This window comes from Kitasatospora sp. NPDC048715, assembly GCF_043198905.1.
Taxonomy (GTDB): domain Bacteria; phylum Actinomycetota; class Actinomycetes; order Streptomycetales; family Streptomycetaceae; genus Kitasatospora; species Kitasatospora lactacystinica.
Genome location: NZ_JBICVH010000021.1, coordinates 176,248 through 195,533 on the forward strand (window position 1 = coordinate 176,248; position 19,286 = coordinate 195,533).

14 protein-coding genes and 1 tRNA gene are annotated in these 19,286 nt (G+C 73.0%); 13 read left to right on the plus strand and 2 right to left on the minus strand.

Annotated features, from left to right (window positions below; all coding sequences use genetic code 11):
• Nucleotides 1-99: 99 nt before the first annotated feature.
• On the minus strand, nucleotides 100-861 hold the full coding sequence (locus ACGFSC_RS34460; protein ID WP_359897944.1) for an SDR family oxidoreductase: 762 nt from the start codon (nucleotides 859-861) through the stop codon (nucleotides 100-102).
• Nucleotides 862-986: 125 nt separating this feature from the next.
• Between ACGFSC_RS34460 and ACGFSC_RS34465 the strand changes: the two genes are divergently transcribed.
• The 7 genes from ACGFSC_RS34465 to ACGFSC_RS34495 all read left to right on the plus strand — a co-directional run bounded on the left by ACGFSC_RS34465 (nucleotide 987) and on the right by ACGFSC_RS34495 (nucleotide 8,433).
• A complete protein-coding gene (locus tag ACGFSC_RS34465; RefSeq protein ID WP_359897943.1) occupies nucleotides 987-1,784 on the plus strand; it encodes a DNA polymerase beta superfamily protein in 798 nt (265 codons plus the stop codon).
• Nucleotides 1,785-1,831: 47 nt separating this feature from the next.
• A tRNA-Lys gene (locus tag ACGFSC_RS34470) sits at nucleotides 1,832-1,904 on the plus strand.
• Nucleotides 1,905-2,740: 836 nt separating this feature from the next.
• Nucleotides 2,741-4,099 carry a DUF6002 family protein gene (locus tag ACGFSC_RS34475; protein ID WP_359897942.1) on the plus strand — a complete coding sequence of 453 codons (1,359 nt, stop codon included), beginning with the start codon at nucleotides 2,741-2,743 and terminating at the stop codon, nucleotides 4,097-4,099.
• 108 nt (nucleotides 4,100-4,207) lie between these two features.
• Nucleotides 4,208-5,389, plus strand: coding sequence for a hypothetical protein (locus tag ACGFSC_RS34480; RefSeq protein WP_359897941.1), 1,182 nt, complete (start codon nucleotides 4,208-4,210; stop codon nucleotides 5,387-5,389).
• Entirely contained in the window at nucleotides 5,386-6,720 is a 1,335-nt protein-coding gene (locus ACGFSC_RS34485) for a hypothetical protein (RefSeq protein ID WP_359897939.1), read from the plus strand. The genes ACGFSC_RS34480 and ACGFSC_RS34485 overlap by 4 nt, the downstream gene beginning before the upstream one ends.
• 28 nt (nucleotides 6,721-6,748) lie before the next feature.
• Complete coding sequence (locus ACGFSC_RS34490; RefSeq protein ID WP_359897937.1) at nucleotides 6,749-7,396, plus strand: methyltransferase; 648 nt, start codon at nucleotides 6,749-6,751, stop codon at nucleotides 7,394-7,396.
• Nucleotides 7,397-7,461: 65 nt separating this feature from the next.
• Nucleotides 7,462-8,433, plus strand: coding sequence for a hypothetical protein (locus ACGFSC_RS34495; RefSeq protein ID WP_359897936.1), 972 nt, complete (start codon nucleotides 7,462-7,464; stop codon nucleotides 8,431-8,433).
• An 84-nt stretch (nucleotides 8,434-8,517) separates the two neighbouring features.
• Here ACGFSC_RS34495 and ACGFSC_RS34500 read toward each other — a convergent pair whose 3' ends face one another.
• Nucleotides 8,518-9,762 (minus strand): MFS transporter, encoded by a 1,245-nt coding sequence (locus tag ACGFSC_RS34500; protein WP_359897935.1) that lies wholly within the window; start codon nucleotides 9,760-9,762, stop codon nucleotides 8,518-8,520.
• Between the two features lie 810 nt (nucleotides 9,763-10,572).
• Between ACGFSC_RS34500 and ACGFSC_RS34505 the strand changes: the two genes are divergently transcribed.
• The 6 genes from ACGFSC_RS34505 (at nucleotide 10,573) to ACGFSC_RS34530 (ending at nucleotide 19,255) form a co-directional block, all read left to right on the plus strand.
• Nucleotides 10,573-12,300 carry an LCP family protein gene (locus tag ACGFSC_RS34505; RefSeq protein ID WP_359897934.1) on the plus strand — a complete coding sequence of 576 codons (1,728 nt, stop codon included), beginning with the start codon at nucleotides 10,573-10,575 and terminating at the stop codon, nucleotides 12,298-12,300.
• Nucleotides 12,301-12,454: 154 nt separating this feature from the next.
• Nucleotides 12,455-13,006, plus strand: coding sequence for an SRPBCC domain-containing protein (locus tag ACGFSC_RS34510; protein WP_359897933.1), 552 nt, complete (start codon nucleotides 12,455-12,457; stop codon nucleotides 13,004-13,006).
• Nucleotides 13,007-13,222: 216 nt separating this feature from the next.
• Nucleotides 13,223-14,023: a VOC family protein gene (locus tag ACGFSC_RS34515; protein ID WP_359897932.1), complete on the plus strand. Its 801-nt coding sequence runs from the start codon at nucleotides 13,223-13,225 to the stop codon at nucleotides 14,021-14,023.
• Nucleotides 14,024-14,127: 104 nt separating this feature from the next.
• A complete protein-coding gene (locus ACGFSC_RS34520; protein ID WP_359897931.1) occupies nucleotides 14,128-14,877 on the plus strand; it encodes a beta-phosphoglucomutase family hydrolase in 750 nt (249 codons plus the stop codon).
• Between the two features lie 141 nt (nucleotides 14,878-15,018).
• Nucleotides 15,019-17,424 (plus strand): glycosyl hydrolase family 65 protein, encoded by a 2,406-nt coding sequence (locus ACGFSC_RS34525; protein ID WP_359897930.1) that lies wholly within the window; start codon nucleotides 15,019-15,021, stop codon nucleotides 17,422-17,424.
• Between the two features lie 118 nt (nucleotides 17,425-17,542).
• Nucleotides 17,543-19,255, plus strand: a complete 1,713-nt coding sequence (locus ACGFSC_RS34530; RefSeq protein WP_380635197.1) for a pyruvate dehydrogenase — start codon at nucleotides 17,543-17,545, stop codon at nucleotides 19,253-19,255.
• The last annotated feature ends 31 nt before the right edge of the window (nucleotides 19,256-19,286 follow it).

Consider the following 19,286-nt stretch of genomic DNA (forward strand, 5'->3'; position numbering starts at 1 on the left):
ACGGGCGGGCGCGGGCGGGAGGAAGGAGGAGTGCGACGTCGGCGGCCCGGCGGGAGGACACCGTCCGAAACCGGCCCCCGCCGGTGGGCGACCGGCTGCTCAGCGCCCGCCCGAGACCTCCAGGAACGCCCCGGTGGTGTACGAGGCCGCCGGGGAGAGCAGGAAGAGGATCGCCTCGGCGACCTCCTCCGGCTGCCCGCCGCGCCCCATCGGCAGGCCGGGCGCGACCCGGTCGACCCGGCCGGGCTCGCCGCCGAGCGCGTGGATGTCGGTGTGGATCAGCCCCGGCCGCACCGCGTTGACCCGGATGCCCTCGGCGGCGACCTCCAGGGCGAGGCCGCGGGTCATCGAGTCCACCGCGCCCTTGGCGGCCGCGTAGTCGACGTACTCGTTCGGCGAGCCGATCCGGGAGGCGGCCGAGCCGACGTTGACGATGGCGCCGCCCCGCCCGCCGTGCCGGGTGGACATCCGGCGGACGGCCTGGGCCGCGCACAGGAACGGGCCGGTGATGTTGGCGGCCCAGATCCGGGTCAGCCGGTCCTCGTCGATCTCCTCCAGCCGGCACTGCTTCTCCAGCGTGCCGGCGTTGTTCACCAGCCCGGTGAGCGGGCCGAGCTCGTCGTCCACGGTGGTGAACAGCCGCTCCACCTCGGCGGTGCGGGTGACGTCGGCGCGGACCGCGAGGGCGGTGCCGCCGTCGGCCCGGATGGCGTCCACCACGGCGGTCGCCGAGGCCTCGTCCGTACGGTAGTTGACGCAGACCCGGTAGCCGCGGCGGGCGGCCAGCAGGGCGGTGGCGGCTCCGATGCCGCGGCCGGCGCCGGTGACGATCAGGACCTCGTCGGTGGGAGTGGTCGACATGGACCGTACGCTACCCGGCGGCCGGGCGGCCCGGACCGGAATTCGCTCGCCCGGCGGGGCCCGTTCGGCGAGGATGCCCGGACGAGGATGCGGTGCCAGCCCGTCCGTCCGAGAGGAGTCCGCCGATGTCCACCACGACCGCTGTTCCCGGCGTCGCCTCCGTTCCCGGTGTCGCCTCCGTTCCCGGCACGGTGCTGCTCTCGGGCATCGTCGGCTCCACCGCGTACGGCTTCGCCCACGCCGGCTCCGACCTCGACCGGCTGGGCCTGTTCGCCACCCCCACCGAGGAGTTGCACGGCCTGCACCGCCCGGCCGAGTCCCAGGTCACCACCGCGCCCGACGTCACCCTGCACGAGGCCGCCAAGTGGTGCCGGCTGGCGCTGGGTTGCAACCCGACCGCCTCCGAACTGGTCTGGCTGCCGGACGAGCTGTACGAGGTCCGCACCCCGCTCGGCGACGAACTGGTCGGCCTGCGCGCGGCCTTCCTCAGCGCGCCGGCCGTGCGGAAGGCCTACCTCGGCTACGCCGACCAGCAGTTCCGCAAGCTGCTGACCCGCGACACCGCCGACCCGGCCGCCCGCCGCCGGGCCGCCAAGCACGCCCGGCACCTGGTCCGGCTGGTCGAGCAGGCCGTCCGCCTGCACGAGACCGGCCGCAACCTGATCCGGCTGCCCGACCCCGAACGCATCCGCGAACTCGGCGAACGCATCGCCGACCGCCCCGCCCTCGCGGAGGGCCTGCTCGCCGACGCCGCCGACCGGCTGGCCGGCCGAGGTGTCCTTCCCACCGCCCCCGACCAGCGCCCCGTCGAGGCCTGGCTCCGCCGGGTCCGCGCCGTTCACTACACCCCGCCTCAAGTCCCGCTCCACGAGCCCGGCACGCCCGCGCAATCCACTGGCGGAGCCCTGGGCCCCACCGGGTAGGATCGCCGTGGTCCTTCCGCCCGGGCATCCGGGCGCGCCGGGACCGCGGGCCACTAGCTCAATTGGCAGAGCTGCGGACTTTTAATCCGTAGGTTCAGGGTTCGAGCCCCTGGTGGCCCACCTGGTCGAGGCGAGTCCGGGCGTCCTCCCTTCGGGGAGGGCGCCCTTCGTCGTGATCGGCGCGGTACCGGCGCGGCGCAGGGCGGGGCGCGGCGGGCGACGTGTCATCCGGCGGGGCCGCGGCGGGAGTTCCGCCGTTCGGCGACCCGGCGGAGGCGGCGCTCGGCGGCTCCGCCGGCCGGGTCCCGAAGGGCCGGGCCGGATCATCGGCGAGGTCGTCGCGGAAAGAGTCCACAGGACAGTTCGTGTCCAGGTGGACCGTGAATTCTCGGACATCCGGACGAACAGCCCCCAAAGGGCGGCAATTTCACCCGGGCTGCTCCGGCTCCCCTGAATCCCGTACGCCAGGTGCGGTTCGGATCCGACGAAATTGCTCCACAGATGGGCGTTTGTCCCGCAAGAGGGGTGAACGGGGGGCAATGTCATAGCGAAATGGACGCGGTGTAACCCGCGTCACACCGAAGGGTCGTTGACCGGGGACGGTCAATGAATCAATACTCTCGACAAGCAGCTGCCGTATCACCCGTCCGCACAAAATTTCACCGAATCATCCGGGGTTGAGAGGTTTCGCGGACGCGAAGGCTCAACGGGTGGGGTCGAGCCGACGGAAGAGTCCGACCCGCTTTCGGTCCTGGAATTCGCCGGGTTCCACGCGGTGCCCGGGGGGCCGCGATCGGCGCGGTGTGTCGATGTTGTGTGCACTGGGTTTGCCTTTCGTCATGACCAGGGTCGCGGCCCACTTTCTCGGTTTCCCTGACGGCCGTCACCGACCTGCGCGAGCACGACCGTGCAGGCGCGCGGGCGGATTCGATCTCCGGTGGAAAGAGGCAGGAAAAGTGATTCTCGACAATGCTCTCGTCCGGTACTACGAAGAGATCCGTTCAGTCCTGCGGGACCTCCTGGGCGGCCCGGAGAAGGCCGACGCCGAAGGTTTCACGCCGGGCGTCGAACTGCCCGAACTCACCGAGGCCATGCGCAAGTACCTCGCGGTCTCCGGCCTCGGCCACGCGGCCATGCCGTCGTACCGGGGCCGGAACCTCGCGCTGCTCGACCTCACGCGCAACCCGGCCACCATGACGACCAAGACCTTCGCCTCGCTGGTCATCGTGGCCAGGGCGGTCCGCTTCGTCCAGGACACCGGCCGGCGGGTCACCATCGTCACGCCGTCCTCCGCCAACAAGGCCATCGCCATGCGCGACGCGGTGCTCCGGGCCGTCCGGACCGGCCTGGTGGACGCCGACCGGCTCAACGTCATCACGGTGGTCCCCGAGGGGGCGGTGGCCAAGCTGCGCAGCTCCGAGCTGTTCACCGACCCCGGGCTGCGGGCGCGCAACCCGATCGCGGTGTACGGGGGCGAGGAACCCGGCACCGTGAAGGCCATCGCCCTCGGGCTGGTCGACGAACACCGGAGCGCTCTGGAGAAGGAGTGCGAGACCAACCTCTGGTACACCCTCCAGCTGGAGAACTACCTGGCGGCGGACGTGGTCAGGGCGCTGGCCGAGGCCGACCTGTTCCCCTCGGCGCCCGGCGAGGCCCGGCTGCACGTGCACTCGGTCTCCAGCGCCTACGGGCTGCTCGGCCACGCCCACGGCCGCAGCCGGCTCCCCGCGGACGTCCGCTCCCGGACCCTGCCGCCGCACTACTTCCTGGTGCAGCACCTGGGCGCTCCCGACATGGTGCTCAGCCTGTACAACGAGGGCTCCACCGACACCGGGAACCTCCCGGCGTACTCCTACGACGCGGAGACGGGACTGTTCACGCAGAGCGCCGACCCGCGGTACCCCGCGCAGACCTTCGATCCGGGGGAGACCCTCGACCCGACCTTCTACACCCGCAACCCGCCCACCTCGCCCCGGATGAACGAACTCATCCGCACCCAGGGCGGCGGCGGCATCGTCGTCTCGCTCGCGGAGTGCCTCGGCCGCTACGGGCAGGTGCGCTCGCTGCTCGGGGAAGCCGGCGTGCGGCTGCCCGCGAACCCCACCGCGCTGCGCGAGTGGTCCCTGGTGATGGCGATGACGGGCCTGCTCAACGCCGTCGACCGGGGGCTGGTGCCCGAGACCGACATCCTCGTGCACGGCTCCGGCAGCTACTCGGCGACGGACTACGGCCACCTCACCGTCCGGGACCTGCACCCGGTGGCCACCGCCGAGGACCTGCGGCGCGTCGTGCTGGACGCCACGCCCTCCGCCTGACCGCTCGGGCGGGGCCCCGCCCGCCCGTGCCGGGGCCCCGCTCCGCCGCCGTCCTGCTCGCCACAGACGACCCGCTCGCCACCGACGACCCGCCGAGGTGATAGCCCCGTGGTCCCTGCCGTCCCGCCCCCGCGCGCCACGCCGCACCAGCGGCTGCGCATGCACACCGGTTACCACTGGCGCAACAGCGGCAACCGGGTCCTGACCACCGCACGGACCGCCTGGGACACCCGGGACGGGGCCGGCTTCCCGGCCGTCCGCTCGGAGGCCGGGGGACTGTCGGTGAGCTACGCGGGCCTCGCCGAAGGCCTCGCGTACACCCTGGAGTTCACCGAGCTCCGACGCGACGCCGACGTCCACGGCGTCCGGCGCCGGACCGGCCGGCTCACCGGAGCGGCCCTCCGGGACCCCGCCCGGCTGCCCGACGCGGACATCGTCATCGTCGGTACGAGCGCCGAGCGCGCCCGCGCGCTGCCGCGCGAGGCCTCCCTCATCGTGCCGATGCGGGTGCACTTCGTGATCGACTTCGACGCGGACCCCGACACCGTCCGGCAGCGCATCTCCAAGCGCGAGCGCCAGCAGTTCAAGCACGACCTGCGCGACCACGCCTGGACCTGGGGGCTCAGCCGCGACCCGGCTTGGTTCGACCACTTCTACGACCGGCTCTACCGCCCCACCATGTTCCAGCGCCACGGGGACCGGGAGCGCACCGAGACCAAGGACGTCTCCTACGAGTGCCTCTTCCGCGGCGGCCGGATGTTCGTCCTGCGGCAGGACGGCGAACCGATCGGCGGAGCGCTCTGCCACTGGGACCGGGCATCGGGGACGATGACCCTGCGCCTGCTGGGCGTGGTCGACGGCGCGCGGGAGCACTACGACAGCGGCGCCTTCAAGGCGATCTACCACTTCCTCATCGACTGGTGCGCCCGCCACGGCGTGCGCCGCCTCGACTTCCAGGGCACCGAACCCTTCGTCAGCAAGGGCACCTACCAGTGGAAGCGGCGGTTCGGAACCAGCGTGCTGCCGCCGCCCAACCACTTCGGCGCCAAGCGGCTGTGGCTGCAGGTCCGCGCCGACACGCCGGAGGTGCGGGACTACCTGGTCGCCAATCCGGTCCTGGCCGAGCGGACGGACGGGACCCTGGAGGCGGTCTACTTCCGCGACGCGCGGCGTGCCCCCCGGCTCGACTACTCCGCCAAGTCCCCGGGAGTGGCGGGGGTGCGCGAGGTGGACCTCGACGCATTCCTCGCCGGCGCGGCGCGCGGGCCCGCCGGAAGGGCCCGCAGATGACCGCCCCGTGGTACGGCACCGCGCCGCCGCCGCTCGACAACCGGCTCGAACTGCCCGCCGTCCAAAGGGAACTGGCCCGGGTGGAGGACGGCGAGTACGCCCGGGTGGTGCCGGTCGCGTCGTCCCTGCGGCCCGTCATGCTGCCGCGTTCCTCCTACGACGAGCTGTTCACCGCCACCGCCGACCTGCTGGCGCTGCTGCGCCGCACGCTGCTGGAGCGCGCTCCGACGGCGGCCGGCCGGATCGCCGCGCTCGGTGCCGACGAGCGGATGTACCCCCTCGTCATGGACGGCCCGGCCGAGGAGGACTACGCCACCTGCATCGCCCGGCCCGACGTCATGGTGGGCGCCTCCGGCCCCAAATTCCTGGAGTTCAACATCGGCTCCGGCATCGGCGGGGTGGTGGACACGGCACTGCACACCGCCGCGTGGGTGGCGGCGTTCGGCGGCCCGGAGCGGATGCCCTTCGACGCGGTCGATCCGCTCGCGGTGCGCGACGAGCTCTTCGTGCGCGCCGTCCGGGCCCTGGGCGTCGAGCCCGCGGTCGCGATCGTCGGCACGCTCCGGGACTTCGGCGGTCCCCCCAGCCGCTACTTCGAGATCCAGGAGGAGTCGCTGCGCCGCCGCGGCCTGGCGGCCGAGACGTTCGAGCCGGAGGACCTGCTCGACGGACTCGGCCTGCCGGGAGAACCCCGCTACCGGCTCGGGCTGCGCCACTTCACGATCCTCGAATGGCTCGGCCACGGCATCGACCTCGGGCCGGTGCGGACGGCCCTGGACGCCGGCGTGCGGTTGATCGCGAGCCAGACCGCGTACCTGATCGCCAACAAGAAGGTGCTCGGCTGGGTGTCCGAGGGACGGCCGTGGATGACGGACCGGGACCGGCGGACCGTCGAGCGCTACCTGCCGTGGACCCGCGTGGTCGGGGACCGGCCCGTCGAGCGGCACGGCCGGACCGTGCCGCTCCCGGAACTGCTCCTGGAGCGCCAGGAGGAGTTCGTGCTGAAGCCCGCCATCGGGATGAGCGGGCAGCAGGTCCTGGTGGGCCGCTCGTGCCCGCCGCAGGCCTGGCGGGCGGCGGTGACCGCGGCCGCCGCGGCGCGGGACCACATCGTCCAGGAGTGGGTGGAACCCGTGCCGTACCGGATGGAGTTCGCCGGTCCGGACGGATCCGGCAGCCACCAGGCCGAGGTGGTGCCGGTCTTCAGCCCCTTCCTGTTCGACGGGCGGGCCGCCGGCTGCATGGTGCGCTACCTCCCGCCCGACCGGGACGGCGTGGTCAGCATCCACGGCCACGGAGCCCTGTCGAACGTGGCGTTCGCACTCCGCTGACCCCCGCGACTCTCCCCAGGAGGACGACATGACGACCTACTCGCGTGCCGACTACGGCCCGGTGTCCGTGTCCTACACGGCCGAACTCGACGGCGGCGGCAACACCTTCGGCCGGGCGTACGAGCCGTTCGTCCGGTCCCGGTTCGGCCGGGTCGGATCGGTCTTCGAGTGGTGCGCCGGCCCCGGGTTCATCGGCTTCTCCCTGCTGGCGGCCGGCCTGTGCGATTCGGTCGACCTGGGCGACGTGAACCCCGCCGCCGGGGACGCGGTCGAGCGGACCATCGCCGAGAACGGTCTGCGCGGCCGCGCCCGCTTCCACCTCTCCGACGGCTTCGACGACGTGCCGGCGGACCTCCGCTGGGACCTGATGGTCGGCAACCCGCCGCACGTCAACCAGGACGCGGCCGCCTCGGACTACCAGCGTTCCCACTCGCCGCTGATCTGGAAGGACACCGACTGGGCCATCCACGGTGCCTTCTACGACGCGGCGGCCGAGCGGCTGCGGCCCGGCGGCTCGGTCCTCATCCAGGAGAACCACCGGTTCTCCGCCCCGGAGGACTTCACGGAGATGGTCGGGAAGGCCGGCCTGGAGGTCGTCGGCGCCTTCGGATGCGGCGAGGGCCGCGAGGACTACTACTTCCTCTGGTCCCGGCTGCCCGGGTCCCGGACGTCCTGAGGCCCCCGCTCCGGGCACCCGTTCGACGCCGACCACCGGACACCACAGCGCGAGGAGAGCGCATCATGCCGCGTCCCACGACGAATCCCGTGATCACCTGGATCTACCAGTCCGAGGACCTCGACCCCGCGGGGGTCGAGGCGTTCGAACGGGGCATCACCCGGCGCTACTCGGCGCTCTCCCGGCCCCGCGGCCTCGACTTCCGGGTGATCAGCGCCACCGAACTGGTGCCGTCCTGCGTGGGTGGCAGGCCGGTCCTGCGCCACGGCGACGAGGACCTGCTGGAGCGGCGGCAGTGCTTCATCGTCGAGGACATGGCCACCGACCCGCAGGGCCTCCAGGCGCTGCGGGCCGTCTACCGCACCATCGAGGCGAGCGACTCCGTCCTGCTCAACCGCTCGTACACCGGCCCCGACTACCTGGAGCGCGACAAGCTCGCGCAGCTCCAGCACGCCGCCGGCCTGGGCATCCGGACCGCGGACACCGTCGCCGTGCCGCCCGGCAGGTACGCCCGGCGGGTGCTCGGGGAGGTGCGGCGCGGGCTCGGCGACGGCCCCTACATCGTCAAGCCCCGTGAACTGACCGGCGGTTACGGCGTGCTGCGGGTCGACTCCGAGCAGCAGCTCGGCGCGGTGGTCGACCTCGTCGCCCAGGCCGTCGGCGGGTACCTGGTGCAGCCGCTGATCCCGCACTCCGGCGACATGCGCGTCTTCATGGCCGACGGCGAGGTCGTCTCCTCGCTGACCCGCCGCCCCCGCCCCGGCGGCTACCTGGCGAGCGTCAGCCAGGGCGGGTCCGTGGAGGTGAACCGGGACCACGACCAGGTCGCGGACCAGTGCGCCCGCATCGCCCGGGACCTGCGGGCCGAGTGGATCTGCGTGGACTGGCTGATGACGGACTCCGGTCCGGTCCTCAACGAGTGGAGCACCGCTCACGGCGGCTTCACGGTGATGCCCGAGCCGGAACTCGGCAGGGTCGCCGACGCCTTCTTCGGCTGGATAGGCCGACGCTTCGAGGGGAAGCCGCCCGGCCGCTGAGCCCGGGACGGTCCGCGGGCCCGTGCCGCACCCGCCCGACAGAGCGGGCGCGGCCCGGGCCCTGCCCGTCGTCCGGACCGGGTCTCAGGCCCCGGCGGCCGGGCCGAACGCCCGGCGCAGCCGGACCGTCCAGACGATCACGGCCGCGAGCGCGATCGAGGCCACCGCCGTGGCCATCCCGGCCTGGATGCCGACGGAGACGGTGATGCTGCTGGCCACCAGCGCGCCGAGCGGGACGCCCAGGCCCGAGGACAGCATCCGGCGGGTGGTGTTGACGCGGCCCTGGAGCTCGGGCGGCGTCACCTCCTGGGAGTAGGTCATCGTGTTCACCAGGACGACGAGGTACGCCGTTCCCCACACGGCCAGGGCCACCAGCGCGACCAGCCAGTTCGAGGTGAGGACGACGACGAGGCCGAGCAGCGCCCCGACCGGCAGCACGCCGAGGAGCAGCGGGAAGGCCTCGAAGCGCCGCCGCAGCCGGGGCAGCAGCAGGGAGCCGCCGATGCCGCCGGCGCTCCAGGCCATGTAGAGCAGGCCGATCCGTCCGTCGGAGCCGTGGATGCCCAGCGCGCGGTCGGCGAAGACGACCAACTGGCCGACGATGGCGCCGCCGGAGAACGACTGGAGGGTGCCGACCACGGTCATGATCCGCAGCGTGGGGTGGCCCGCCAGGAACCGCAGCCCCTGGCCTATGGACTCCTTGAAGCCCGGTCGCTCGGTGCCCGGGGCGGCGGTCCGCGGCGCGACGTTGACGACCGCCCTGATGAACAGCGCCGACACGGCGAAGCTCAGGGCGTCGAGGGCGAGCGTGCCGGCCGGGCGGAACAGCGCGATGAGGCCGCCCGCCACGGCGTTGCCGACGATGCGGACTACGGTCTCCGCCCCGTAGAGGGCGCTGTTGGCCTGGGTCAGGCCCTCCTTCCCGACGATGTCGGGGACGAAGCCGTAGACGCCCGCGTCGAAGAACAGGGCGAGGCCGGCGGACAGGAACGCCACCAGCATGACGTGCCATGCCGTCAGCGCCCCCAGGGCCCAGGCCAGGGGCACGGTGGCGAGGCAGAGGGCGTTGAGCCAGTCGGTGGCGATCATCAGGGTGCGGCGGTCCACGCGGTCCGCGACGGCGCCCGCGATCAGGCCGAAGGCCAGGTAGGGCAGCGTTCCGGCGGCCGCGACCAGGGAGACCAGCAGCGGCGACCCGCTCTCCTGGAAGACCAGGACGGGGAGCGCCACGGTGGTGATGGCGGACCCGAGGCCGGAAACGGCGCGGGAGAGCCAGAAGTTGCGGAACCCCTCGATGCGGCGGAGGGGGATCGCCTGCGCGGTTGACATCTCGTGATCGGTTTCCGTTCCTTCGGTGACGGTGACGGTGACGGTGAGTGGTGCTGGCGGCGGCGCGGCGCGGCCCGGGCGGCGGGTGATCTCCTCGCGCCGGGGCGAATTCTGACGGCCCGACATTTCGCGCCGGGCGTCGCCGGTCCGGTGTGCCGCGGTGCCGCCGCGGTGGGGCGGGCGGCCGAAAGAAACGGTCGACACCCGGACCCGGGCCGGTGGCCGGGTGGGTGTCGACCGGAGCCGAGGGGGGTCTTCGCGGGGCCCGGGAGGGCGGGTTGTGCTTGCCGGGCCGCTCGTTGTCGGCGGACACGGGGGGTGCCGGCGTTCGGGCGGGCCGACGGTGACGTCTCCACAGCGCGGTGTCTCGGGCGGCCGGTTCGGAAATCACGAAACATTCGGCACTGTAACAGTTCGTTGCGCTCATGACACCCGTGTGCGGCGCATCGCGGATCTCCACGCGGCGCGGGCCGCGGGGGAGTGCGGCGAGCTCCGGAGCGGTCGGGGGGCGGGACGTCGCACAGTGGCGTGAGTCACGCTGGAATCGGGCGATTTCGGCTGTTCTGTCTGGATGTTGTCCGTTGATTGGTGGGATTGCCTCCGGGCCGGAGGTCGGTGATCGTGTCGGGCCTAAATATGATCGGAAGCCACGATCGTCGGTTAGTGGTGACGGTCGTATGTGCAACCTGGGAACGGTCCGGACCGTCTCTCTGTGTGCGGTGCGCCGGATCGTCAGGGGCGTCGCTTCCGTCGGTGAAAGGTACGCGCATGTCAGGTCGGAGGGGCGAGAGCCCGGCTCGGGGCGAAGGCGTGCCCGCGACGGAAGACGCCGCGGGCTCCGTGCCCTCCCCGCGTGCCGGCGGCCGGGCGGAGGCCCGTCGCGCCGCCCAGGGCAAGGGCGGACGCGGCGGTGGCGGCGGCGGGAAGGCGGAGGCCGCGTCGGCGGGTGGTGGCCGGGCCGCCGCCCGCAAGAGCGCCAAGCCCAAGAAGAACGTGAAGAAGATCGTCGCCTGGTCGACGGCGGGCGTGCTGGTGGTCATCGCCGGCGTCGGCGGCGCGATCTACCTCAAGCTGAACGCCAACATCAAGTCCTTCGACGCCGACGCGATAGCCCGCAACCGCCCTCCGGAGGCGAAGGCCGACGCGGACGGCAACAAGCCGGTCAACATCCTGCTGATCGGTTCGGACAGCCGCGGCAAGAACAACGCGGACCTCGGCGGCGGCGAGGACGGCGGCGCCCGTTCGGACACCACGATCCTGTTGCACGTCTACGCCGATCACAAGCACGCCGTGGGGATCTCGATACCGCGCAACGCCAAGGTCGAGCTGCCGTCCTGCAAGCTGCCCAACGGCAAGTGGACCAAGGGCGGCAACACCGATCTGTTCAACGCCGCGTTCTCGATGGGCGGCAGCGACGACGGCAACCCGGCCTGCACCCAGAACACGGTGGAGAAGCTCACCGGCATCCGCGTCGACCACACCCTCGTGGTCGACTTCAACGGCTTCGCCTCGATGACCTCGGCCGTCAACGGCGTGGACATCTGCCTGCCGAAGCCGATCTACGAGGGTGACATCAACCCCAAGCTGAAGAAGAAGGGCGACCTCGTCCTTCCGCAGGGCAAGCAGACCGTGGAGGGCCAGAAGGCGCTCGACTACGTCCGGCTGCGGCACGGCATCGGCGACGGCTCGGACATCGGCCGGATGAAGCGCCAGCAGGCGTTCCTCGGTTCGCTCGCCAGCAAGATCAAGAAGGATGGGATGAACCCCACCACCCTTCTGCCGCTGGCCGACGCGGCGACCAAGTCCCTGGTCGTCGACCCCGGCCTGGACTCCGCCGACAAGCTGCTCTCCTTCGGCCTGTCGCTGAAGAACATCGACATGCACGACCTCAAGTTCGTGACGGTCCCGTGGCGTTACCGCACCCAGGACCAGGACCTCGACCTGGTCCAGGCGGACGCCGGCAAGCTCTGGGAGACCCTCAAGGCCGACCAGACCATCGACGGCCAGAACGCCACCGGTCAGCAGCCGGACGCCCCGGCCGACGGCACCAGCCCGGCCCCGCAGCAGCCCGCGCCGCCCACCACCCCGGCCGCCCCGGCCGCGGACACCGCCAACTCGGCGATCAGGGTGGCGGTCTACAACGGAACGAGCGTCAACGGCCTGGCCGGCAAGGCGACCGAGCAGTTGAAGGGCGCCAAGTTCGCCGCCAGCACGGCGGGCCAGGCGGCGAGCACCAAGTACAAGACCACCACGATCGAGTACGGATCCGGGCAGAAGGCGAACGCCGAGAAGGTCGCCGCGCTGTTCCCGGGCGCCGGCCTGGAGCCCAGCAGCGCCCGGGGCATCTCGGTGATCGCCGGCCAGGACTTCGCCGCCGCGATGGGGATGGCCACCGGCGCCCCGGCCGGCGGCGGCGCGACGGCCGCCACCCCGGGCATCCCGGCGCCCCCGCAGCCGCTGCCGACCACCATCACCAACGACGCCCGTTCCGCGGACGACGACATCTGCGCGAACACCAGCTACGGCAGCGGCGGCTGACCGAACCCACCGGGTACCACGGGGACGACCCCCGGGCCGGCGTCCTCCGGGGCGCGCGGGCCCGGGGGTCGTGCCATGGTGGGCCTGGGGCCGTACGTCCCGGGGCCGAACGCCCCCGGGCGGGGACCCAGCGGTCACCGCGAAAGGCGGACCCATGCCCGAGATCGCCCTCCAGTTCGACATCGCCGCGCCCCGGGCCGTGGTGCTCGCCGCGCTCACCACGCACGACGGGCTGACCTCCTGGTGGACCACCGGCGTGGACCGGGACGGCGACGTCCTGCTGTTCGACTTCCCCGACGTCCCCGAGCCGTTCCGGCTGCGGGTGGAGCGGGCCGACCCGGACCGGGTGGTGTGGACCAACGCCGGTTCCTTCCCGCCGCACTGGGCCGGCACCTGGATCAGCTGGGACCTGGCCGAGCCGCCCGCGGTCCCCGGCGTCCACGCGGCCCCCGGTGTCCCGTCGGCGGCCCCCGACCGGTCGGCGGCCCCTGAGGCCCCCGAGGCCCCCGCCGCCCCGGACCGGCCCGCCGCGTCCGGGCGCACCCGGCTGCTGTTCCGGCACGGCGGCTGGCAGCCGGGCAGCGAGGAGGGCGTCCCGGCGGTGGCCGGCACCTGGGCCGAACTGCTGGTCCGGCTCAAGGACTACGCGCAGAGCGGCAAGGTGCAGCCCTACTTCGTCACCGCCCACCGCCACGACGCCCCGTGAGCACTCCGTGAGCACCCCGTGGGCGCCCGGTGACGGCCCGGCGGCCGGTCGCCCGCCAGGGCGCCGTCCGGTGGCGGGATCGCGGCGGCGGGCCGATGGTGGCGGTGTACCGCCGTCGTCCGGGCCGGGCCGAACCCCAGCCCGGCCCGGCCCGGACGACGGCCCGACCGTCCCGACCACCACAGCCGGCCACCACCGCCTCCGGGAGGCCCAGCAATGCCCGTAGTCACCGATCCGTACACGCCCGGCACCCCGTGCTGGGTCGACCTGATGGCGAGCGACCAGCAGGCCGCGCTCGACTTCTACCGCGACCTGTTCGGCTGGCAGGGCGAGGTCGGCCCGGCCGAATTCGGCGGCTACGCCGTGTGCCTGCTCAACGGCCGGCCGGTCGCCGGGATCATGGCGCAGATGGCGCCCGAGGGGCAGCCGGTGCCGCCCGTCGCCTGGACCACCTACCTCGCCTCGGACGACGCCGACGCGGCCCGGACCTCCATCACGGAGGCCGGCGGCACCGTCCTGTACGACCCGATGGACGTCGGCACGATCGGGCGGATGCTGGTCGCCGCCGACCCGACCGGCGCGGTGTTCGGGGTCTGGCAGGCGATGGACTTCATCGGCGCCGGCGTGGTCAACGAGCCCGGCGCGCTGGTCTGGAACGAGCTCAACACCGCCGACACCGGGACGGCCGGCAGCTTCTACCAGCCGGCCCTCGGGCTGCGCCCGGCCACCATCCAGGGCATGGACGGCTACTTCTCGCTCAACGTCGGCGACCGCACGGTGGGCGGCATGCAGGCGATCCCCGGCTACCTGGCGCCCGGCACGCCCTCGCACTGGATGACCTACTTCTCGGTGGACAGCGCCGACTCCACGGTGGACGCCCTGGTCAAGGCCGGCGGCTCGGTGATCCAGCCGGCCTTCGACATGCAGTCCGGCCGGATGGCGGTGGTCCAGGACCCGCAGGGCGCGGTCTTCGCGGTCGTCGAGCCGCCCGAGGCGCAGATGCCCGACTCGCCGTAACCCCGTCCGGTCCCGTCCCGGCCGGGCCTCCGGAAGCCGCCCTTCCCGCGACGCGCCGCCGGGAAATGGGCGGCTTCCCCCCGTTCCCGGGTAAGACTGCACCCATGCTGGGGCTACCGGACGACATCCGTGCTTTCCTCTTCGACCTCGACGGGGTGCTCACCCAGACCGCGAAGGTGCACGCCGCGGCCTGGAAGGACACCTTCGACGCCTTCCTGCGCGCCGAAGCCGCCCGCACCGGCGGGCAGTTCGTCCCCTTCGACGCCGTCATCGACTACGACACCTACGTGGACGGGCGCCCGCGCCTGGACGGTACCCGCGCGTTCCTGCTCGGCCGGGGCATCGAACTGCCCGAGGGCACCCCGGAGGACCCGCCCAACTCCCGTACCGTGCAAGGGATCAGCCGGGCCAAGAACGACACCGTGCTGCGGCTGATCCGTGAGCGGGGCGTCCAGCCGTACCGGGGTTCGGTGGACTACGTGCACCGGCTGCGCGCGGCCGGGCTGCCCAGCGCCGTGGTCTCCTCCAGCGCCAACTGCCGCGACGTGCTGCGGGCGGCCGGGATCGAGGAGCTGTTCGAGGTGATCGTGGACGGCAACGTCGCCAAGGCCGAGGGCCTGCCCGGCAAGCCCGCCCCCGACACCTACCTGTACGCCGCCCGCGTCCTCGGCGTCGAACCCGCCCGCGCCGCGGTCTTCGAGGACGCGCTCGCCGGGGTCGCCTCCGGCCGGGCCGGCGGCTTCGGCGCGGTGGTCGGGGTGGACCGCACCGGCCAGGCCGCCGAACTGCGCCGGGACGGCGCGACCGTGGTGGTCCAGGACCTCTCCGAGCTCCTGGGGGAGGGGGGAGCGTGAGCGGGCGAATCATCGAGAGGCGCGTGTGGGCGAATGCCCCTGCCGAGCGCGGCGAGGTGGGTGCATGAGCGAGCGCAGCGAGCGAATCATGGAAAGGCGCGTGTGGGCGAATGCCCCTGCCGAGCGCGGCGAGGTGGGTGCATGAGTCCCGGGGACAACTTCGCGATCGACCCCTGGCAGATCACCGAACAGGGCCTCGACCTGGCCTCGATGGCCCGCGCCGAGTCCGTCTTCGCGCTGTCCAACGGGCACATCGGCCTGCGCGCCAACCTGGACGAGGGCGAGCCGCACGGCCTGCCCGGCACCTACCTCAACGGTGTCTTCGAACTGCGCCCGCTGCCGTACGGCGAGGGCGGCTACGGCTACCCGGAGTCCAGCCAGAGCGTCATCAACGTGACCAACGGCAAGATCATCCGGCTGCTGGTGGACGACGAGCCCTTCGATCTGCGCTACGGCGAACTCGTCAGCCACAAGCGCTGGTTGGACTTCCGCGAGGGCCTGCTGCACCGCGAGGCCGAGTGGACCTCCCCGGCCGGGCGGACGATCAAGGTGCGCTCCTCCCGGCTGGTCTCGCTCACCCAGCGCGCGATCGCCGCCGTCGAGTACAGCGTCGAGGCGGTGGACGGCCCGGTGCGGATCGTGCTCCAGTCCGAGCTGGTCGCCAACGAGCAGCTGCCCGGCGGCCCCGAGGGCGACCCGCGGGCCGCCGCCGTGATGGAGGCTCCGCTGCAGCCCGAGGCGCACCACGCCAGCGCCACCAAGGCCGTCCTGGTGCACCGCACCCGCTACAGCGGCATCCGGGTCGCGGCCGGGATGGACCACATCATCGAGGGCCCGGAGAAGTCCGACACCGTCGCCGAGTCCGAGGCCGACCACTGCCGGATCAGCGCCACCACCGTGCTCAAGGCCGGCCAGCGGCTGCGGCTGACCAAGTTCATCGCCTACGGCTGGTCCGGCACCCGCTCGCTGCCCGCCGTCCGGGACCAGGTGGAGGCCGCGCTGACCGCCGCCCGCTACACCGGCTGGGACGGGCTGGTCGCCGAACAGGCCGCGTTCCTCAAGGAGTTCTGGGAGACCAGCGACATCGCGATCGAGGGCGACGTCGAGCTCCAGCAGGCCGTCCGGTTCGCCGTCTTCCACGTCCTGCAGGCGGGCGCCCGCAGCGAGGAGCGGGCCATCCCCGCCAAGGGCCTGACCGGGCCCGGCTACGACGGGCACAGCTTCTGGGACACCGAGACCTTCGTCCTGCCGGTGCTCACCTACTGCCTGCCCGCCGCCGTCAACCAGGCCCTGCGCTGGCGGCACACCACCCTGCCGCTGGCCCGCGAGCGGGCCGTCCAACTCGGCCTGTCCGGCGCGGTGTTCCCGTGGCGGACGATCCGCGGCGAGGAGTGCTCCGGGTACTGGCCGGCCGGTACCGCGGCCTTCCACATCGGCGCCGACATCGCCGCCGCCGTCGCCCGCTACGTCCGGGCCACCGGCGACGCCGAGTTCGAGCGCGAGTACGGGCTCGAACTGCTCGTCGAGACCGCCCGGATGTGGCGCTCGCTCGGCCACCACGACGTGTCCGGGAAGTTCCGCATCGAGGGCGTCACCGGCCCCGACGAGTACAGCGCCGTCGCGGACAACAACGTCTTCACCAACCTGATGGCGCAGAGCAACCTGCGGGCCGCCGCCGAGGCCGCCGTCCGCCACCCGCACGAGGCCTCGCTGCTCGGCGTGGACACCGAGGAGACCGCCGCCTGGCGCGACGCGGCCGCCGCGATGTACATCCCGTACGACGAGGACCTCGGCGTCCACCCGCAGGCCGACGGCTTCACCCACCACCAGGTCTGGGACTTCGAGCGGACCCCGCCGGAGAAGTACCCGCTGCTGCTGCACTTCCCGTACTTCGACCTGTACCGCAAGCAGGTGGTCAAGCAGGCCGACCTGGTGCTCGCCATGCAGGTCCGCGGCGACGCCTTCACCGACGAGCAGAAGGCCCGCAACTTCGCCTACTACGAGCGGCTGACCGTCCGGGACTCCTCGCTCTCCGCCTGCACCCAGGCGGTCATCGCCGCCGAGGTCGGCCAGCTCGACCTCGCCTACGACTACACGGCCGAGGCGGCGCTGATGGACCTGCACGACCTCGGCGGCAACACCCGGGACGGCCTGCACATGGCCTCGCTCGCCGGGGCCTGCATCGCCCTGGTGGCCGGCTTCGGCGGGCTGCGCGACCACAGCGAGACGCTCTCGTTCCGGCCGCGGCTGCCGTCCGGGCTGATGCGGCTGAGCTTCTCGCTGCTGGTGCGCGGGCACCTGCTCGGCGTCGAGATCACCCATGAGCGCACGACGTACACGCTGCGCCGCGGCAAGGTCCTCCACCTGCGGCACGACGGCGAGGCGGTGCGGGTCGAGTCCGGTTCCCCGGTCACCCTGGCGACCACCGTCCCGCCCGCGCAGGAGCGGGTCGCCCAGCCCCCGGGCCGCGAACCCGGCCGCCGCCAGCCCCAGGCCGGCCTCGCGGCCGGCAAGCTCGGTCAGCAGGACCACCTGGCGGCCGAGTAGCCCGTACCCCGCTCACTCCTTCGGCCCGCCCCGGCTGCGCCCGCCACCTCCCCGGCGGAGGGTGCAGGTGTCCCGTGGCGACCGAAGGAGCACAGCCGTGGTGAGCGTGGCCGAACAGATGGTGGAAGTGCTCCGGCAGGCCGGGGTGGAACGGGTCTACGGCGTCGTCGGCGACAGCCTCAACCCCGTGGTGGACGCGATCCGCCGGGCCGACGGCATCAGCTGGGTGCACGTGCGCAACGAGGAGGCCGGCGCCTTCGCGGCCGCCGCCGAGGCCGAACTCTCCGGCCGGCTCGCGGTCTGCGCCGGGTCCTGCGGCCCCGGCAACACCCACCTGATCCAGGGCCTGTACGACGCCCAGCGCAGCGGCCTGCCCGTGCTCGCGCTCGCCTCCCACATCCCGTCCGGGCAGATCGGCACCGGCTTCTTCCAGGAGACCCACCCCGAGCGGGTGTTCACCGACTGCAGCAACTGGTGCGAGATGCTCTCCACCCCGGCCCAGCTGCCCCGCCTGCTGCGGGTCGCCGTCCAGCACGCGCTCGGCTCGCACGGCGTCTCGGTGCTCGCCTTCCCCGGGGACGTCGCCGCGCTGACCGCCGCCGCACCCACCGGCACCAGCCACTTCCTCACCGAGGAGGCCGTCGCCGCGCCGCCCTGGTCCCAGGTGCAGGAGCTGGCCCGGCTGCTCAACGCGGCCCGCAAGGTGGTCCTGTTCTGCGGTGCCGGGGTGCGCGCGGCGCACGCCGAGGTGATGGCGGCCGCGCAGGCCCTGAACGCGCCGATCGGCCACTCCCTGCGCGGCAAGGAATGGATCCAGTTCGACAACCCGTACGACGTCGGCATGAGCGGACTGCTCGGCTACGGCGCCTGCCACGAGGCGCTGCACTCCGCCGACCTGGTGCTGCTGCTCGGCACCGACTTCCCGTACGACTCCTTCCTGCCGCAGGCGCACACCGTCCAGGTCGACCACGACGCCACCCGGCTCGGCCGCCGCACCCCGCTCGACCTGGCCGTCCACGGCGACGTGGCCGCCACCCTGCGGGCCGTGCTGCCGCTGCTGGACGCCACCCGGGACCGCGCCTTCCTGGACGGGATGCTGCGCAAGCACTGCCGGGCGCTGGAGGACGTGATCGGCGCGTACACCCGGGACATCGAGAAGCACCTGCCGATCCACCCCGAGTACGTCGCCTCGGTGCTGGACGAGGTGGCCGCCGAGGACGCGGTGTTCACCGTGGACACCGGCATGAACAACGTCTGGGCCGCCCGCTACCTCCGGCCCAACGGCCGCCGCCGGGTGATCGGCTCCTTCCTGCACGGCTCGATGGCCAACGCCCTCCCGCACGCGATCGGCGCCCAGCTCGCCTGCCCGGGGCGGCAGGTGGTCGCGATGGCGGGCGACGGCGGGATCGGCATGCTGCTCGGCGAGCTGCTCACGGTGGCCAAGCACCGGCTGCCGGTGAAGACGGTGGTCTTCAACAACGGCGCACTGGGCATGATCAAGCTGGAGATGCTGGTCTCCGGCTACCCGGAGTCCGAGATCGACAACGGGGACGTGGACTACGCCGGGATCGCCCGGGCGATGGGCATCCAGGCCAAGCGGGTCACCGAGCCGGCCCGGGTCCGGGAGGTGCTGGCGGAGGCGCTGGAGCGGCCGGGTCCGGCCCTGGTGGACGTGGTCACCGACCCCAACGCGCTGTCCGTCCCGCCGCACATCACCGCCGCCCAGCTGAAGGGCTTCGCCCTGGCGGCGGGCCGGACGGTGCTCTCGGGCGGCGTCGGGCGCATGATCGACCTGGCCCGGAGCAACCTGCGGAACATCCCGCGGCCGTGAGCGCCGGGGGCGGGATCCTCCGGGGCCCTTG

Excerpts from the sequence above, each read along its gene's own strand:
- ACGFSC_RS34515 (WP_359897932.1), top strand. The coding sequence starts at position 13,223 with ATGCCCGTAGTCACCGATCCGTACACGCCCGGCACCCCGTGCTGGGTC.
- ACGFSC_RS34500 (WP_359897935.1), bottom strand. The coding sequence starts at position 9,762 with ATGTCAACCGCGCAGGCGATCCCCCTCCGCCGCATCGAGGGGTTCCGC.
- ACGFSC_RS34495 (WP_359897936.1), top strand. The coding sequence starts at position 7,462 with ATGCCGCGTCCCACGACGAATCCCGTGATCACCTGGATCTACCAGTCC.
- ACGFSC_RS34530 (WP_380635197.1), top strand. The coding sequence starts at position 17,543 with ATGGTGGAAGTGCTCCGGCAGGCCGGGGTGGAACGGGTCTACGGCGTC.
- ACGFSC_RS34485 (WP_359897939.1), top strand. The coding sequence starts at position 5,386 with ATGACCGCCCCGTGGTACGGCACCGCGCCGCCGCCGCTCGACAACCGG.
- ACGFSC_RS34510 (WP_359897933.1), top strand. The coding sequence starts at position 12,455 with ATGCCCGAGATCGCCCTCCAGTTCGACATCGCCGCGCCCCGGGCCGTG.
- ACGFSC_RS34465 (WP_359897943.1), top strand. The coding sequence starts at position 987 with ATGTCCACCACGACCGCTGTTCCCGGCGTCGCCTCCGTTCCCGGTGTC.
- ACGFSC_RS34490 (WP_359897937.1), top strand. The coding sequence starts at position 6,749 with ATGACGACCTACTCGCGTGCCGACTACGGCCCGGTGTCCGTGTCCTAC.
- ACGFSC_RS34525 (WP_359897930.1), top strand. The coding sequence starts at position 15,019 with ATGAGTCCCGGGGACAACTTCGCGATCGACCCCTGGCAGATCACCGAA.
- ACGFSC_RS34460 (WP_359897944.1), bottom strand. The coding sequence starts at position 861 with ATGTCGACCACTCCCACCGACGAGGTCCTGATCGTCACCGGCGCCGGC.
- ACGFSC_RS34520 (WP_359897931.1), top strand. The coding sequence starts at position 14,128 with ATGCTGGGGCTACCGGACGACATCCGTGCTTTCCTCTTCGACCTCGAC.